The organism is Moritella sp. Urea-trap-13 (assembly GCF_002836355.1).
Classification (GTDB): Bacteria; Pseudomonadota; Gammaproteobacteria; order Enterobacterales; family Moritellaceae; genus Moritella.
Genome location: NZ_PJCA01000039.1, coordinates 326339 through 344007 on the forward strand (window position 1 = coordinate 326339; position 17669 = coordinate 344007).

Sequence of the window (17669 nt, forward strand, 5' to 3'; positions counted from 1 at the left end):
CTCATTTATACCACCCAGATATGTTAAGCGAAGTTAACAACCCATTAAGAAAAATGTATAAAGAGGTTAGCTTGGGTTTTCGACTGCTAGTCAATACTTTAGTACCAAGCTGCATTAAACTTAGGTATTAGGTTTAATCGTTAAATTAAGTCATTAACTCAATTGTATCGCTTTATAATACTACTCAGCATAAATATGGATATCACCACACACACTAAAGGATTAGTCATATGTCGGATTACCCAAATGTAGTACTACTGTCACAACCGAGCCTGCAAGTGGCTACCTTGGTCTCTTGTTTAAGAGCCAAACTCGATATACCGGTACAACAATTACGAGAAGTCGCCGAAATTGAACGGATCTCGATTGATAACAACTTACTATTACTGGTTGATACAGACAATCTCAGCAGTATTTCACAAGAGCAACTGAAAAATAAATTAAAGCAATACCATGGCATGTTTCGTTTGGCATTAATTAATTTAAGTGATGATACCACGATGGAGAACATTTCCACCTGGCCATCAATATTCGGCGTGTTTAATAAACGCGATGAACTCGACGTAGTCTGTAAAGGCATAGGAAAGATAACCGAAGGTGAATTTTGGATGCCAAGACGTACTCTCAGTTCTTTGATTTCAATTTACCGTTCCACTAAAACCGTTGATTTAGATAGAAAACCAGAGCTGACCACTCGTGAACAAGAAATTTTACGTCAGTTAATGACCGGCTCATCAAATTTAGAAATTGCCGATGCATTATATGTCAGTGAACACACCATTAAATCGCATCTCTATAATGTGTTCAAAAAAATCAAAGTTAAAAATCGCCTACAAGCAGTATCTTGGGCGAAAGAAAATCTGATTTAACCGAGAATCGCTCACAGTGGTAAAGTCCACTTAGACTCAAGTTTCTTCTAAAGTAATGCCTAACAAGTTCGAGTATGCGATACTGGCTGATTATTTTATGTAGTGTGAGTTATGTATGGATCAAATCATTGTTCGGGGCGCACGCACCCATAACCTTAAAGATATCAATGTTGAACTACCACGCGATAAGCTTATTGTTATCACTGGGTTATCGGGTTCTGGCAAGTCGTCGTTAGCATTTGATACGCTTTATGCAGAAGGTCAGCGTCGCTATGTAGAATCGCTTTCTGCTTATGCCAGACAGTTCCTATCGTTAATGGAAAAGCCCGATGTCGATCATATAGAAGGTCTCTCTCCAGCGATCTCTATCGAGCAAAAATCAACATCGCATAACCCACGCTCAACAGTCGGTACCATCACCGAGATCTACGATTATCTGCGCCTGTTGTTTGCCCGTGTTGGCGAACCACGTTGCCCTACTCACAATGCCCCATTAGCAGCACAGACGATCACCCAGATGGTTGATCACGTGTTGGCGTTAGAGACCGGCCGTAAACTGATGTTATTAGCCCCGATCGTCAAAGAGCGTAAGGGCGAGCATGTTAAGACCCTCGCTAGTTTAGCCAGCCAAGGTTATATCCGTGCGCGTATCGACGGTGAAGTGTGTGATCTTTCCGATCCACCGGCATTAGACCTACATAAAAAACATACTATTGAAGTAGTGATCGATCGCTTTAAAGTCCGAGATGATCTGCAACTGCGTCTCTCGGAGTCTTTTGAAACTGCACTCAACATGTCTGGCGGCACCGCTTATATTACCGATATGGATGATAACAACGCGGAGCCGATCGTGTTTTCGGCTAACTTTGCTTGCCCTCAGTGTGGTTATAGCATGGCAGAACTTGAGCCAAGGGTGTTCTCGTTTAACAACCCTGCTGGTGCTTGCCATTCTTGTGATGGTCTTGGGGTGCAACAATATTTTGATCACGACCGCATTATTATCAACGCCGACTTGAGTCTATCTGGTGGCGCGATCCGTGGTTGGGATAAACGTAATTTTTATTATTTCCAAATGCTCACCTCACTGGCTAAGCATTATAAATTTGATCTCACCAAACCGTTTAATTCATTAACCAGCGAAGTACAAGATTACATCCTGCAAGGCAGTGGCGAGCAAGAAATTGAATTTAACTATGTCAATGATCGTGGCGATATTGTTGTCCGCCGCCACGCGTTCGAAGGCATCATTCCGAATATGCAGCGCCGCTATAAAGAAACGGAGTCGAATGCAGTACGTGAAGAACTGGGGAAATACTTAACCACTAAACCCTGCGAGACTTGTTCAGGTTCACGTTTGCGCCAAGAAGCACGCCACGTATATATACAAGAAACCACATTGCCGGAAGTATCACGCATGGCCATAGGTGAAGCATTTGATTTCTTTGCTGGTATGGAACTACCTGGTCAAAAAGGTCAAATTGCCGAAAAGATCCTCAAAGAAATTGGCGATCGTCTGGGGTTCTTGGTTAATGTTGGTCTTAATTATTTAAGTCTAGAGCGCAGCGCTGATACTTTATCCGGTGGTGAAGCACAGCGTATTCGTCTGGCGAGTCAAATTGGCGCAGGTCTGGTTGGCGTGATGTACGTACTCGATGAACCGTCGATCGGTTTACACCAACGTGATAACGAGCGCTTGTTGCAAACCCTGATCCACTTACGTGATCTTGGCAATACCGTAATTGTTGTTGAACACGATGAAGATGCGATCCGTGCCGCTGATTACGTGCTGGATATAGGCCCTGGTGCGGGTGTTCATGGTGGTGAGATCGTCGCTCGCGGTAATGTCGATGATATCTTAAAATGTGAAAATTCACTGACAGCCGATTACCTTAGTGGCCGTAAAGCCATAGAGATCCCTGCGCAACGTACACCGTTAACGGATAAATGGGTTCATCTTAAAGGCGCAACCGGTAACAACCTTAAAAATGTGGATCTTTCGGTACCCGTTGGGGTGATGACCTGTGTAACAGGTGTTTCAGGCTCTGGTAAATCGACCCTGATTAATGATACTTTCTTTAAAATTGCCCATATCGAATTGAATGGCGCAACAGTAACAACACCAGCACCTTATGTTTCAATAGAAGGACTGGATCAGCTCGATAAAGTTGTCGACATAGACCAAAGCCCAATTGGTCGAACCCCACGTTCAAACCCTGCAACCTATACCGGTATCTTCACCGCTATCCGGGAGATTTTTGCTGGTACGCAAGAATCCCGTTCGCGTGGTTATAAACCCGGGCGCTTTAGCTTTAATGTTAAAGGTGGTCGCTGTGAAGCCTGCCAAGGTGACGGCTTAATCAAAGTAGAAATGCATTTCTTACCTGATGTCTATGTACCTTGTGATAGCTGTAAAAGCCAACGTTATAACCGCGAAACGTTAGAAGTACGTTACAAAGGTAAGAATATTCACGAAGTATTGGATATGACAGTTGAAGAGGCTAATACCTTCTTTGCGCCGATCCCGCCTATTGCGCGTAAATTACAAACCTTAATGGATGTAGGCCTTTCTTATATACGTTTAGGTCAATCAGCAACAACCTTATCTGGTGGCGAAGCACAACGCGTGAAATTAGCTAAAGAGTTATCCAAACGCGATACTGGCCAAACCTTGTATATCTTGGATGAACCGACTACAGGTCTGCATTTTCATGATATTAAGTTGTTGATGAAAGTATTACACCGCCTACGCGACCACGGTAATACTATCGTCATTATTGAGCATAACCTTGATGTCGTTAAAACAGCAGATTGGGTTATTGATCTAGGTCCTGAAGGCGGTAGCGGTGGTGGTGAAATACTGGTTGCTGGCACACCTGAAACGGTAGCAGAACATCCAGACAGCCATACTGCACGCTTTCTAAAGCCAATGCTTGAACGTACAAAGCAGCTGAGTACTCTCAACCACCAGAATAATATTAACCAAGAGTCATAGTATGAACTTAACAACATTGAAAAAAGGATTTTTCATTACGTTTGCCATCTATATGCTGATCGGGATGCATTATTTTCAGCATAATGGTGGCGGCTCTGGTCTACACTTGCCATTTAATGCCATAGGTTGGATATTTATTTCCACCTTAATCGGCATCGGTCTATGGCAAGCGACATTACAAGCTAAGCTGGTTTATTCACGTCTCAGCTTAATGTTCATCGCCGCCACGCTGGTCATGTTAATACCGGTATTATATGCCGACCCAATCGTCGCGGGGCTTAGCTATACGCGATTATTCGGTTTAGTCGGAGGTTTACTGTTTTTTATTGCCTTGCAACAATTGCAGCTTAATCAACAACAACGCCTGATGTTATTGTATCTCATCTTAGGTGCTGTCTTTGTCGAGGCGCTATTTAGCCTAGTGCAATATTATCTGTTACCCGTCAATAATACCGTCGGTTATCAAAAAATTGCCAATCGCCCTTATGGTATTTTTCAACAACCGAATGTCTCCGCATCATTTTTAACCACCGGTATTGCCCTGGCTTTATATCTGCTGACACAGACCAAGTTAGATGAAAAAGGTAAACGGCTATTTTGTTACGTCACCACCTTTATGGCTGTTATCCCGGTGATATTACTGCAATCACGTACTGGTTATTTGTCATTATTAATTGCCCCGCTGATGTTACTACCTTGGGTGTGGCTGCAATTACGCGAATCTGAACAAACAAAAAGTCTGTTTGTATGGTTAGTGTGTGGCGTTATCGCTGTTGCAATTGGTGCTTACTCACTCGAAACGGCAGAGACTGTAGCTCGCTCAAGTGCTTATTTGACAGACCCAGGTGGTCGTCTTCCTATTTATTTACACAGTTTTTCTATGTGGTTAGAAAAACCATTATTAGGTTGGGGTTATGGCAGCTTTGAAGTGGCCTATCTCAACTCCTATGGCGACGCATTAAGCCAAGGCCTAGCCTTACCCGGCTCAGATGAAAACCTCGATCATCCACACAATGAACTCTTATATTGGGGCATTGAAGGCGGCCTTGTGGCATTAGCGGGGATCGCCTTATTGGTTATTGGCTTCCTGCGTATTATCGTCAAGCAACCTATCTGGCAAGGTTTGGCCTTATTAGGATTGGTGTTCCCACTGGTATTACACAGCCAAACTGAATACCCGTTTTATCATGCCATCGTACATTGGGTAGTCTTTTTAACCTTGGTTTGGTATATCGGCAGTCGTTATGGCAACACCAAAAGCATCGCGTTCAACTACACGTTTTTATTACGTACTTTAGCGCTATTAATTCCACTGGTTACTGCCGTATTTATGGTAACTACGCTACATACCAATACCCTGTTAACGCAATACGAACGTAGTGATCGCAGTGATATAACGCCACTGACAAAAGTGGTGAATCCAGTGGCTTGGATCACCCGCTTAGAGTTCAATGCCATGATGTATCGCTTACAAATAGCCATGTACAATAATGACATTGCAGAGCTAAATAACTATATAGATTGGGCTACTGAAATCAGCCAGCAAACACCAAGAGCCAATATCTATATTAACTGGGTTCGCGTATTAACCAAGCTAGGTCAACACGACGAGGCAAAGGTCTTATTGCAACGCACTGCGCTACTTTATCCGCGTAATAAGTTGGTACAACGCTTTGCTGCGAGTCAGGCTGATAGCACTCAATCTCAATAAAAAATAAGCGTTTATTAGCTGAAAGCTAAAACAAAAGTTGGCTAAGACTAAAACCAAAAAAGCCCCGGTCATTATTAATGAGCGGGGCTTTTACATATCAGGAGGCTAATTTAACCGAGCCTAATAATTAAAGGTATTCTAGTACCAAACCGATGCTTTAATTCAACGTTTCTTCTAGAGCGCGTAAACACAAAGCAACGTTAGCAGGACGTGCAGCATAACCCATCAAACCAATACGCCATGCTTTGCCAGCAAATGCACCCAAACCAGCACCAATCTCAAGATTATAAGTTTGTAGTAGCTGATTACGTACTGCCGCATCATCCACACCGTCAGGAATAACCACGGTATTAAGTTGTGGTAAACGACAGGCTTCATCGACAATAAATTCAATGCCGAGTTTTTCTAAGCCTGCGCGTAGTGCTAAATGTTGCTGTGCATGACGTTCCCACGCATTTTCTAGACCTTCAGTCTGTAATTGCACTAAAGATTCATGTAATCCATACAGGGTATTCACTGGTGCAGTATGGTGATAGCTACGCTTGCCTTCACCAGACCAATAACTCATGACTAACGTCTGATCTAAGAACCAGCTTTGTACTGGTACTGTGCGGTTTTTAATTCTTTCGACCGCTGCAGCACTAAAGCTCACCGGAGAAATACCCGGCACACATGACAAACATTTCTGCGTGCCAGAATAAACCGCATCAATACCCCAATCATCGACATACAATGGCACACCACCAAGTGACGTCACAGCATCGACAATGGACAAACAACCATGTTCTCTTGCTAGTGCACAAAGCGTCTTCGCATCAGAAAGTACACCCGTTGATGTTTCTGCATGGACAAAAGCGACAATTTTCGCGTCAGGATGGGCCTTTAACGCCGCTGCAAGTTTTTCTGGATCAACAGGTTTACCCCATTCATCTTCCACTTTAACCAGCACACCACCAGAGCGTGTTACGTTCTCAGCCATACGGCCACCAAACACACCATTGATACAGACGATGACTTTATCGCCGGGCTCAATTAAGTTCACAAAACATGTTTCCATACCTGCAGAACCCGGCGCAGACACTGCCATGGTACAAGGGTTTTTAGTTTGAAACGCATATTGCAGCAATTCTTTTACTTCATCCATCATTTGTACAAATGTCGGATCAAGGTGACCAACGGTCGGACGACTTAACGCCTGTAATACATTAGGATAAACATCTGAAGGACCAGGGCCCATCAAAGTACGTTGTGGGGGATAAAAAGAGGTAATGCTCATTCAATTTCCTTGTCATATTGTGAGAACTGTCATCAGAAGTAGTACCTTTAAATGGCACGCCTTTATCTGACGTCCTAAACTATCTGTTAAGCTTACTTAAGTATTAAGATAGATTAATTTACCATTGCGACGGCGTATTGCAAACAACAAAGCAATTTTTTGTTTACAATAACGCAACAACCCATGGTTATTTATCAGCTTACTGTGGCAAGATAATCAGCAATACCATCGAGTAACATCTGCACAGAGATCATCACTAATAGCATGCCCATCAATCGTTCGACAGCAGCTAAGCCTTTCTCACCTAAAATACGGTTAAAGCCTTCATAAAACATCAAAATAAAAGCAGTTAAACCCCATGCAATAAGCAACGCAGCAGACCATTCAAACATTTTATTTGGGTCTTGATGGGCTAATAATAACAGTGCAGCTAGGATTGAAGGACCAGCTAACATGGGAATCGCCATTGGTACAATAAAGGGTTCTTCACCTGCAGCCAGACCTGTTAATCCACCTGCGGTCGGGAAAATCATCTTAATGGCGATCAAGAATAAAATAATACCCCCGGCGATACTCACAGCTTCTTGCTTTAAACTTAAGAAACCAAGGATCCTTTCACCTAAGAATAAGAATAATAGCATCACAAACAGTGCGATTAACAACTCACGGACCATCACCGCACGTCGGCGTTTTTTATCAATATGTTTTAAAATAGACAAAAATATAGGTAAGTTACCTAGCGGGTCCATGATCAAAAAGAGCATGACCGCTGCCGATATTATTTCCATTTCCATTAACTTAAACTCCCTAAATCATACAATTAGCCAACCATGACTACTGAGTTCAATATACCAGAGCGATTGCATATATAAAGGCTTTAATGACAGTGAAAAGCAAAGAAAAATTACCACTAACAGAGTGATATGTACTGTATATCATAAAATCGGGTAATGACGTCTGCGACGTCGAGTAATAATGACAGGACAAGAAAGGGAAATAGGAAGTAACAGCTCCATCATAATTCACTGACACTCATCATAGTGACAGTAAATTAGTGATGAATTTATGAGCTGTTCACAGCGTGTGATTAGCCCAGCGCTTTAGCTAGTAGCGCTTGCTGGTCAGCTGTAAACGGTAATTTCAGTGCCGCTTCATGGCCCTTTTCAGACATTTTAGCCCAGGTCTTTTGCACAATCACAATCAGCTTTTCTGGTGTATGCTTTTCTGCAAATGCAGTAAAATAATATTTTAAGAATACTAAGCAGATAACATCTTCTAGTGCTTGAACTTGTGGGTCACGTTTGATTTTTTCTTTACGTAACATCCGGCCAATCGCTTGTATCTCTTCTTGCTCACAACCAACTTGCGCAGCAATCGTCATGGCTTCTTCTGCATGTAAACGACCCAAAGACTGACGCCATTTGTAATAGCCTTCACGACCAAGTGGGTGTTCACTACGCGGAATACTCCAACGCTTAATATGTTGAGCACGCGCTGCGATCTGCAGAGCGATTGATGCGTCGGGCATAAATTCAGCTAAGCACTCACTCATACGTAAACCATATAGCCATTCTTTCGGTTGGGCCACACCATCAACGAGTTCAGTTACTGGGTCACACTGATTTATTTGATCGATTAATTGTATTGCTTGCTGTATCCGTTGCTCTGACATGACATCCTCGTTATTAGTAAGGTTATTTTTATCTATACTAACAAAGCAGAGCTTGAGTTACTGCTAAAGTATCGGAAAATAAGCAATAAATAACAGTGTCATTCCTTATGATCGATTTGTGAAGGTGGATGCGGTTCGATATTTTCACCATAAAAATAACCTACAACAGCGCCAGCTAATTTTGATTTGGCAGAGACACTGGCACCTGCTGAATCGGCTTGATCATCAAAAGAGTAAGCAAATAGATCATCAAGTGAGACAACATTGGAATGTGTGCTCTGACCTTTTAATACACCTTTAGCCCCGGGCAGCTGTGACGCTAATACCTTCACTTCATCAAGCAGCTTCAAGCGCAATAGATCAGCAAGTGCGGTTTTAATGATGTGATTGATCTCTGCAAGTTGTTGACGATCGTTAACGATGAGTGTTGATTTAGCCAAAATGGCTTGTCGTAATAACAATACTTCAGCAATTATAGTTTCCGGAGGGCCCGACATATCGATCGATCCCATCACACTAACGACACTTTCAGCTGGTGTTTGAGCTTCGCCTTCAGGAATCACATGATCGAGTATCACGCCATCATCCGCATCTATAGACGAGGATGGCTCATGGCTTGGTTTTTTCTTCTGGTGAGGATCTTGTTTCTTTGGATTGTAATTAATAAGATCTTTATCTGCCGTACTATCACTGGTTGCAGCGGAGGCATTATCAGGGGTTATCGCAGGGGTTATCTCGCGTTTTTCAGCATCACGTTCGACCGCTGCTGTGGTTGGATTTAGCGCATTGGGAATGCCAGTTGGTGGAGGAATGACTAATGCCATATGCCAGTACCACCATCTACAATATTCATACGAGGATCATTAATCGCCATTTTGGATTGTACAAACATATATCCCCTCATGATTAGCAATAACATCCCATTTGTTGTAGCACATCCACAATAACATCAATGTCTGTCAGTTGAGTTTATAACGAATGATCGATAAATGCCTGCAATTCATCAACAAAAAGTCTGGGTTCGGAAATAAAAGGCGCATGCGACGAGGCTTTAAATATCAGACTAGATGATTGCGGTAGATAATTATCCATCCACACAACTGTTGCTTGTGGCACTAGCGAATCTAAACGACCATAACAACGATAAAATGGCATGGATAACGCGGATAACTGGGTACGTAAATCAACACTTGCTAATAACTGTAAGCCGTTACTTAGCGCTTGTTCATGTGGCTGTGGTCTAGCTGCCAACAAGGATTTTAATTGCTTAATATCTTGTTTCGCCGTGTCACTACCCATACCCTGAATAGCTAAAAAACGATTTATCGTTTGCGGTAGGTTTTGCTGTAACTGCTGTTGAAATTGCGCTAATACTTTTTCAGCAATACCAGACCAAGCCGCCGAATCTGCAACTTCTGCTGTCGCCATAAATTTCGGAGAGCTAGCCACAGTAACCAAAGCAGCAACCCGTTGTGGATGTTGCAGGGCAAAATGAGTGGCACAAAGTCCACCTAAAGACCAACCTAACCAAACTGCGTTAGCTGGTGCAACCTTTAACAATACCTCTGTAATATCTGTTAGTGTGCCACTGGCAAGATGACTGTCATGGCTAAAACCAAAACCAGGCAGATCAATTAAATGTAAGCGATAATGCGCTGATAATAATGGTACCACGGATTGCCAGCACGCACTGTTTAGCCCCCAACCATGCAGCAGCACTAGATCTGGGCCATCACCAACAACTTCGACATGCAACTTTGTGCAAGGGCTTACACTTTTACTTTCTGTGGCGATAACTTCTGGCATTTGATCCTACACTTGAGCAATTATTTATTGCCATGAGGATATACTAATCAAACCAGTAGATACAGCCATGATACGCAGGATCAGTATGGTACTATTACAACCTCGCTGTTATTTATGCGACATGCCTATCGACAATCCACAACCTTTCCTGTGCTTATTATGCCAACAAGAACTGCCCTACTTGCCTTATTCTTACTGCCCGCGCTGTGGGCTACCACAAGGTCAAAACCAGCAACTGCAATGTAGTGAATGCAACGAGCAAGCACCGCCTTGGCAGCAATTAATTACCTGTATGAGTTATACCTTAGAATGCCAATACTTAATTAAACAATACAAATTTTCTCAACAACCACAACTACACTTACTATTTTCACAACTGTTAAGTCGTAGTATCGCTAACAAAGTCATACAAGCTGATTACCATTTACCCGACGCCCTAATTGCGATCCCCTTACATAAAAAACGCCTTGCAAAACGTGGTTACAACCAAGCTCAGTTAGTCGCCAAGGATTTAGCAGCACAACTACAAATACCGCTAATCGCCGAGAACAAATTTATCCGAACTAAAAATACCAAAGCACAAGCGCAACAAACTGCCGTAGAGCGTAGAGCCAATATGCACAATGTATTTCAAGTCATCGAACCTATAACCGCGAAGCATATCGCAGTTATTGATGACGTCGTTACCACAGGCGAAACCATAAAAGCAGCTTGCCAAACATTATTTACAGCAGGGGTAGAACGTATTGATATATGGTGTATCGCCAGAACATTAGCGGATTAGTGGTTTCTCATCAGGAATAGCGTTACAATTAAAGACATAGTAAATTAGTCAGGTATAACAAAGAGGACATCATGATAACAATTACTGAAGCGGCACAAACTCACTTTGTAAAATTACTTAGCAACCAAAAAGACGGCACTAACATTCGAGTATTCGTCGTTAATCCAGGCACAGCAAATGCAGAGTGTGGCGTATCATATTGTCCACCTGAAGCTATTGAGAGTACTGATATTGTCTTACCATTCAGTGGTTTTGATGCATTAATTGATGACATGAGCAAACCATTCTTAACCGATGCTTATATCGATTTTGTGACTGACAAAATGGGTTCTCAATTAACCCTGAAAGCGCCGAATGCAAAAGTACGCGCAGTTGCTGATGACGCACCATTGGCTGAACGCGTAGAATACGTGATCCAAACTGAAGTTAATCCACAACTTGCAGGTCACGGTGGTAACGTAGTATTAACTGAAATCACTGACGACGGTATTGCTATTTTACAGTTCGGTGGCGGTTGTAATGGTTGTAGCCAAGTAGACTTCACGTTGAAAGAAGGCATTGAAAAGCAGTTACTAGAATTGTTCCCTGAAGAACTAACAGCAGTTAAAGATGCAACTGAGCACCAAGCTGGTGAGCACTCTTACTACTAAGCCTATCGCTAATATGGGTTAGTTAACTTACTAATCCGTAGAAGTAGTAATAGAATTCGATTTACATAAATCGGCAATAAAAAAAAGTGACGGCTTTCGCTGTCACTTTTTTTATAGACAAAACTTATCTACAAAGAATAGTTATTCACCTTTTTTATCTCGTGCTAACAAATCTAATGCTGCTTCTTTAGCAGACTTATTCTCATATAACACTTGATAGATCTGTTCCGTAATTGGCATTTCCACACCAAGACGCGCAGATAACAAATAAACTTCTTTGGTATTTCGATAACCTTCAACAACCTGACCGATCTCAACTTGTGCTTCATCAACGCCTTTACCCGCACCAAGTGCGAGGCCAAAACGACGATTACGGCTTTGATTATCAGTACATGTCAGTACCAAATCACCCAAGCAAGACATACCCATAAAGGTATTTTTATCGGCACCCAATGCTTCACCAAGGCGACATAATTCTGTCAAACCGCGGGTAATTAAAGCAGTACGTGCATTAGCGCCAAACCCAAGCCCATCAGATAAGCCTGCGCCAATAGCAATTACGTTTTTTACCGCGCCGCCAAGTTGCACACCAATAAAATCATTGTTGGTATAAGTACGTAAGCTACGACCGCAATGCAACAGGTGTGAAATGTCATCAGCAAACTTGGGGTCTGTTGATGAAATACTAATAGCTGTGGGTAAACCCGCCGCTAACTCTTTCGCAAATGTCGGTCCAGATAATACAGCTAAAGGATAGTGAGTACCGAGAATATCAGTCGCAACGTCTTGTAACAGACGCCCCGTTTCAGCTTCTAAGCCTTTAGTTGCCCAAGATATACGAGAATCATCACGTAAGAATGGTTTAATTTGCGTTAATACATCACCAAAAACATGGCTAGGTACAACAATCAGAATATCGCGACTTGCTGCAATAGCTTGCTGCAGATCAGCTTCCAATATCAAAGCGTCAGGAAAGGCGATACCAGGTAAATACGCTTCGTTACTGCGCGCTTTAGCAAGTTCGGCAACGTGCTGTGGATTATGACCCCACAACACAGTTTTATTACCGTTACGTGCTAAAGACATCGCTAGCGACGTACCGTAAGAGCCTGCGCCCAATACTGTTATCAAGGCTGCATTAGTCATCACTTAAGAATCCAGTTTTTGCTCTGCAGGAACTTCAGCTGCTTGTTGTGCTTGTTGTACATAAGATGCAAATAAAGCATCGAAGTTAACAGGCGCAAGGTTAAGTTGTGGGAAAGATCCACGACTTACTAAGCTAGCAATTGTTTCACGTGCATATGGGAATAAGATATTTGGACAGAAAGCACCTAAACAATGTGCTAGTTGGCCTTCACTTAATTCACCAACAGTAAAGATACCTGCTTGTTGAACTTCACATAAGAATGCCACTGTTTCGCCATCTTTAGCAGTTACAGTTAGTGATAGTACAACTTCAAATACACCTTCACCCAGCTTAGAGCTACGAGTATCAAGATCTAATTTAACTTCAGGCTTCCATTCTTGTTGGAAGATCGCAGGTGAATTAGGGCATTCAAAAGATACGTCTTTAAGATAAACACGTTGGATATTAAATTCTTGTTGGCTTGCTGATTCTGACATAGGTAACTTCCAATATTTTATAAATTCAAACTGAATAATTAATTACTTGGCTATCTGATTGGTAGACTATTATTTCTTAACAGTCGGTAAGTTAGCTTCTTGCCAACTTGCCATACCACCAGATAAGTTATAAACAGTAGTAAAGTCCATTTTCGCTAAACGATTCGCTGCGCGACCTGAACTCATTCCTGTATCACACATAACGATGATTGGGGTGTTTTTGTATTTTTCAATCATGGTTAGCTTATTTGCTTCGATATCAGCAGTAGTAACGTTAATTGCGTTTAAAATATGTGACTTACGATAATGTTCTGCCGCACGTACATCTACGACAATAGCATTGTCTTTATTCATTAAAGTTGTCGCTTCGTGGTTGTTCACCGACTTAACTTTAGACATGGCACTAGTGCCAAATGAATAAATAAGGAAACCAGCAATAGCTACCCAAGCGAGAGATAAGGCTGGATTATTTGAAGCAAACTCAATATATTCTTGCATGTGATTATGACTCTAAGATTTAATAATAATGGATTATTCTCAACGGAGTATACATGCGACAAGAAATAAAAGCAGCTCAATAATAAATTCCTCACTACCGTTATGAATAGCTAAACAATAAAATTAATGACGTTTTTTCTATAATGAAGCTAACACCTCAGTACATGAAACAGCTTTAAATGTAGTAATATTACCGATATTAACCATTAAATATCTCCAATATTCTACCTGGATCATAAATAAGAGCCAATTTTACCACTGAAAGTGTAGTAATATTCCTATATTTAAATTAAATAACCGAGAGGTAAACTCATGTCTAAGGCTAAGAAAACAATTGCACTTATCATCATGGATGGCTGGGGCCACCGTCTTGACCAACAAAATAATGCGATTGCTAGTGCAAAAACACCGATTTTAGATAAGCTTTGGCAAGATTGCCCAAGCATGTTGATCTCGAGTTCAGGTTTAGATGTGGGCCTACCTGATGGTCAAATGGGCAACTCTGAGGTTGGTCACGTAAATATTGGTGCTGGTCGTATCGTTTATCAAGATTTAACTAAAATCGACAAATCAATCGCTGATGGTGAATTTAATCAGAACCCAGTACTTGTTAAAGCTGTAGATGCTGCGATTGCTAACGATAAAGCAGTCCATATTCTTGGTTTAGCATCACCAGGTGGCGTACACAGCCACGATGATCAAATTGTAGCTATGATCGACATGGCAGCAAAACAGGGTGCAACAAAAATTTATCTGCATGCATTCTTAGATGGCCGTGACACACCACCGCGCAGTGCGCAAGGTACGTTAGAAAAGTTTGATGCTAAATTTGCCGAAGTCGGCGTTGGTAAAACTGCAACCTTGATCGGCCGTTATTTTGCAATGGATCGTGATAATCGTTGGGATCGTGTTGAAGAAGCGTATAACTTATTTACCCAAGCACAAGCATCACATAATGCTGATAGTGCACTTGCTGGTCTTGAAGCGGCATATGCTCGTGATGAGAATGATGAGTTTGTTAAAGCAACAGTGATCGGTGAAGCAGCTCCGATTGTTGATGGTGATGCAATCATCTTCATGAACTTCCGTGCCGATCGTGCCCGTGAAATTACCCGTGCATTCGTAGATACAGATTTCAGCGGCTTTGAACGCGCAGTAACGCCGAAGCTTTCTGACTTTGTTATGTTAACTGAATATGCAGCGAGTATTGATGCAAGCGTTGCCTTCCCATCAGATAAGCTAGTAAATACATTAGGTTCAGTGCTTGAACAAAACAACAAAACGCAGTTACGCATTTCAGAAACTGAAAAATATGCACATGTTACCTTCTTCTTTAATGGTGGTTTAGAAGATGCATTTGTTGGCGAAGATCGAGAGTTAATCCCATCTCCACAAGTAGCAACTTACGACCTGCAGCCTGAAATGAACTCAGAAATGCTAACAGATAAGTTAGTTGCAGCGATCGAGAGCGGTAAATATGACGCAATCATCTGTAACTACCCTAACGGCGATATGGTTGGTCACACTGGTATCTTTGATGCTGCAGTACAAGCATGTGAAGCTGTCGATAAATCGATTGGCCGTGTTGTTGCTGCACTCGAAAAAACGGGTGGTGAATGCTTGATCACAGCCGATCACGGTAATGCTGAAATGATGGTCAACCCTGAAACCGGTGGCATCCATACAGCGCATACTAATTTACCTGTACCGCTGATCTATTTTGGTCGTGATGCTGAACCAGCTGAAACGGGTCGTCTATGTGATTTAGCACCAACACTGCTAACATTACTTGGCCAAGATATTCCTGCGGAAATGACTGGTAACAACTTAATGAATCTGAAATAATCGTTTCCCTACGGGGAAAGGATAACGTCATGACATTTTTAAAAAACAGCATGGCCTATAGCGTTATAGGCCTGCTGATATTGCTTTCATTAAACGCTTATGCAGCCAATAATCAATCCGAACTAAATCAACTTCGCAATCAGATCAAAGTCCAAGACGCATCTATCAAAAAGCAGCACCGCTATTTAAACGATTTATCAAAACAGACCCAGAGTACCGATCGTGCTATTAGTAAAGTTGCCGCACAATTAAGTAATACCGAATCTCTAATTACCAATATCGAGCAGGACCTTAACGCCCTAGTGGTAAAGCAAAAAGCGTTATTAAAAAGTAAAAAGCAACAGCAACATATCCTTTCCGCACAAATCGAAACAGCCTATTTAAGCGGTAATAATGATTATTTGAAGTTACTTCTAAATCAGCAGAACACTAATGAGATAGAACGCTCACTGGTTTATTATCAACACCTCCACGCCGCACGAGCAGAATCCATTGCTGAATTTAATGACACTTTAGCTGAAATCGAAAAAAATGAAGTAGCGCAGGAAGAAATAAAACAACAATTAATTGTCATAAAAACCTCACAGCAACAAAAAGCCAAGCAATTAGCACAACAGAAAAACCAGCAGAAGAAAAGTAATAAAAATATCGCTTACAGCATCAACAAACAGCAAAAAACCCGAACAGAATTAGGCATTGCAGCACAAAAATTAAAGCAACAAATTGCGTTATTGCGAAAACAACAACAAATCGCGTTATTAAAAAAACAACAAAGCGCACAGATATCATTATCAGGCTTACAACAATATAAAGGTAAATTGGACTGGCCGATAAAAGGTAAAGTGCTGCATAACTTCAATAGTAAGAGATTTAATAATGTCAGTTGGCGTGGTTTAGTTATCAGTGCGAATGAAGGCAGCAAAGTTAAAGCCGTCAGCGCTGGCAAAGTGGTATTCGCAGATTGGTTACGTGGATTCGGTATGGTAACGATTATCGATCACGGCAAAGGTTATATGAGTTTGTATGGCCATAACCAGACTTTACTTAAGGTAACAGGCGAAAAAGTACGTAAAGGCGATGTGATCTCATTAGCGGGACGCAGTGGTGGTCAGCTAGAGTCAGGGGTTTACTTCGAAATCCGCCACAAAGGTAAAGCCGTTAACCCACGCTCATGGCTTAAACGCTTATAGACTAGATCGCGGTTTGTATTTCCAAATCAGTAATTAAAAACAAAGCTTGATCGCGATTATTGCCACACACATCAGCACTGGCCTTGAATGTATCGCATAGCGCTGGTCGTTCTGGGTCGGTGAATATCAAGCAGAGATTGTCTGCAGATAAATTAACACAACGCACCCCTGCAGGCTTACCATCCGGCATTCCAGGAATATAACTGGTTATACTTGGCGCTTCACAGCACGCCCCACAATTCATCCTGCATTGCATAAAACAAACCTTAAAAATTGAGTGATAATAGCGTAAAATAAGCCTGTATCTAAAAAAGGGAACAGTATGAGATTATCAGCATTTACAGTAACAGAATCAACACCACAGTTACTTATTGATATAACAAAATTGTATCGACCATTTCAGCATGACGAAGCTGAAATTAAAAACCGTTTCTATGAATTACTTCAAGATGATAGCCAGACGCTATTTGTTGCTAAGTTTAATGATCGCCACATTGGTGGGCTAATTATGCAACATGACGCAGCAGCGTTATTCCTAAGCTGCATTGCAGTGAGAGATATAACCCAACAGCGTGGTGTAGGTAAATATCTAATACAGCAAGCAATCGAGTACGCCAGATCACTAAGCTTAGAAACCGTAACTGTGCCTAAGTCAGCGCAAGTGACTGTTGAACTATCTGCATTTTTAATGCATCAAGGTTTCAGCGAGCAAGATTCTGCATTTAACTTTAACTGTTAATTATTTACAGATAT

17 protein-coding genes are annotated in these 17669 nt (G+C 41.7%); 8 read left to right on the forward strand and 9 right to left on the reverse strand.

What is annotated here, in order from left to right:
• The first annotated feature begins 230 nt into the window (after nt 1–230).
• The 3 genes from CXF93_RS20390 to CXF93_RS20400 all read left to right on the forward strand — a co-directional run bounded on the left by CXF93_RS20390 (nt 231) and on the right by CXF93_RS20400 (nt 5572).
• The gene (locus CXF93_RS20390; RefSeq protein WP_101064336.1) at nt 231–869 is read left to right on the forward strand and encodes a LuxR C-terminal-related transcriptional regulator; all 639 of its coding nucleotides are present in this window, start codon (nt 231–233) and stop codon (nt 867–869) included.
• A gap of 115 nt (nt 870–984) precedes the next feature.
• Nucleotides 985–3861 carry an excinuclease ABC subunit UvrA gene (gene uvrA, locus CXF93_RS20395; RefSeq protein ID WP_101064337.1) on the forward strand — a complete coding sequence of 959 codons (2877 nt, stop codon included), beginning with the start codon at nt 985–987 and terminating at the stop codon, nt 3859–3861.
• 1 nt (nt 3862) lies between these two features.
• Nucleotides 3863–5572, forward strand: coding sequence for a PglL family O-oligosaccharyltransferase (locus CXF93_RS20400; protein ID WP_101064338.1), 1710 nt, complete (start codon nt 3863–3865; stop codon nt 5570–5572).
• Nucleotides 5573–5729: 157 nt separating this feature from the next.
• Here CXF93_RS20400 and CXF93_RS20405 read toward each other — a convergent pair whose 3' ends face one another.
• The 5 genes from CXF93_RS20405 to bioH form a co-directional block, all read right to left on the reverse strand.
• A complete protein-coding gene (locus CXF93_RS20405) occupies nt 5730–6848 on the reverse strand; it encodes an alanine--glyoxylate aminotransferase family protein (protein ID WP_101064339.1) in 1119 nt (372 codons plus the stop codon).
• Between the two features lie 194 nt (nt 6849–7042).
• Nucleotides 7043–7636 carry a YhgN family NAAT transporter gene (locus tag CXF93_RS20410; RefSeq protein WP_101064358.1) on the reverse strand — a complete coding sequence of 198 codons (594 nt, stop codon included), beginning with the start codon at nt 7634–7636 and terminating at the stop codon, nt 7043–7045.
• A gap of 299 nt (nt 7637–7935) precedes the next feature.
• Nucleotides 7936–8520, reverse strand: coding sequence for a DUF4202 domain-containing protein (locus CXF93_RS20415; protein ID WP_101064340.1), 585 nt, complete (start codon nt 8518–8520; stop codon nt 7936–7938).
• 98 nt (nt 8521–8618) lie between these two features.
• Entirely contained in the window at nt 8619–9344 is a 726-nt protein-coding gene (locus CXF93_RS20420) for a hypothetical protein (RefSeq protein WP_101064341.1), read from the reverse strand.
• Between the two features lie 145 nt (nt 9345–9489).
• On the reverse strand, nt 9490–10326 hold the full coding sequence (gene bioH / locus CXF93_RS20425; RefSeq protein WP_101064342.1) for a pimeloyl-ACP methyl ester esterase BioH: 837 nt from the start codon (nt 10324–10326) through the stop codon (nt 9490–9492).
• 85 nt (nt 10327–10411) lie between these two features.
• Here bioH and CXF93_RS20430 point away from each other — a divergent pair, with 85 nt between their 5' ends.
• Nucleotides 10412–11110 (forward strand): ComF family protein, encoded by a 699-nt coding sequence (locus CXF93_RS20430; RefSeq protein ID WP_232784271.1) that lies wholly within the window; start codon nt 10412–10414, stop codon nt 11108–11110.
• A 71-nt stretch (nt 11111–11181) separates the two neighbouring features.
• Nucleotides 11182–11760, forward strand: a complete 579-nt coding sequence (gene nfuA / locus CXF93_RS20435) for a Fe-S biogenesis protein NfuA (protein ID WP_017221655.1) — start codon at nt 11182–11184, stop codon at nt 11758–11760.
• Nucleotides 11761–11901: 141 nt separating this feature from the next.
• Here the strand turns inward: nfuA and gpsA are convergent, their stop codons facing one another.
• The 3 genes from gpsA to CXF93_RS20450 all read right to left on the reverse strand — a co-directional run bounded on the left by gpsA (nt 11902) and on the right by CXF93_RS20450 (nt 13881).
• Nucleotides 11902–12906, reverse strand: a complete 1005-nt coding sequence (gene gpsA, locus CXF93_RS20440; RefSeq protein ID WP_101064359.1) for an NAD(P)H-dependent glycerol-3-phosphate dehydrogenase — start codon at nt 12904–12906, stop codon at nt 11902–11904.
• A gap of 3 nt (nt 12907–12909) precedes the next feature.
• Complete coding sequence (secB, locus tag CXF93_RS20445; RefSeq protein WP_101064344.1) at nt 12910–13383, reverse strand: protein-export chaperone SecB; 474 nt, start codon at nt 13381–13383, stop codon at nt 12910–12912.
• A 69-nt stretch (nt 13384–13452) separates the two neighbouring features.
• Nucleotides 13453–13881 carry a rhodanese-like domain-containing protein gene (locus CXF93_RS20450; protein ID WP_101064345.1) on the reverse strand — a complete coding sequence of 143 codons (429 nt, stop codon included), beginning with the start codon at nt 13879–13881 and terminating at the stop codon, nt 13453–13455.
• A gap of 312 nt (nt 13882–14193) precedes the next feature.
• On the opposite strand from CXF93_RS20450, the gene gpmM reads away from it, so the two are divergent.
• Nucleotides 14194–15726, forward strand: coding sequence for a 2,3-bisphosphoglycerate-independent phosphoglycerate mutase (gene gpmM, locus CXF93_RS20455; RefSeq protein ID WP_101064346.1), 1533 nt, complete (start codon nt 14194–14196; stop codon nt 15724–15726).
• 29 nt (nt 15727–15755) lie between these two features.
• Nucleotides 15756–16916, forward strand: a complete 1161-nt coding sequence (locus CXF93_RS20460) for a murein hydrolase activator EnvC (protein WP_101064347.1) — start codon at nt 15756–15758, stop codon at nt 16914–16916.
• A gap of 1 nt (nt 16917) precedes the next feature.
• Here the strand turns inward: CXF93_RS20460 and CXF93_RS20465 are convergent, their stop codons facing one another.
• The gene (locus tag CXF93_RS20465; RefSeq protein ID WP_101064348.1) at nt 16918–17172 is read right to left on the reverse strand and encodes a YkgJ family cysteine cluster protein; all 255 of its coding nucleotides are present in this window, start codon (nt 17170–17172) and stop codon (nt 16918–16920) included.
• Nucleotides 17173–17238: 66 nt separating this feature from the next.
• On the opposite strand from CXF93_RS20465, the gene CXF93_RS20470 reads away from it, so the two are divergent.
• Entirely contained in the window at nt 17239–17655 is a 417-nt protein-coding gene (locus CXF93_RS20470; protein WP_101064349.1) for an acetyl-CoA sensor PanZ family protein, read from the forward strand.
• Nucleotides 17656–17669: the final 14 nt, after the last annotated feature.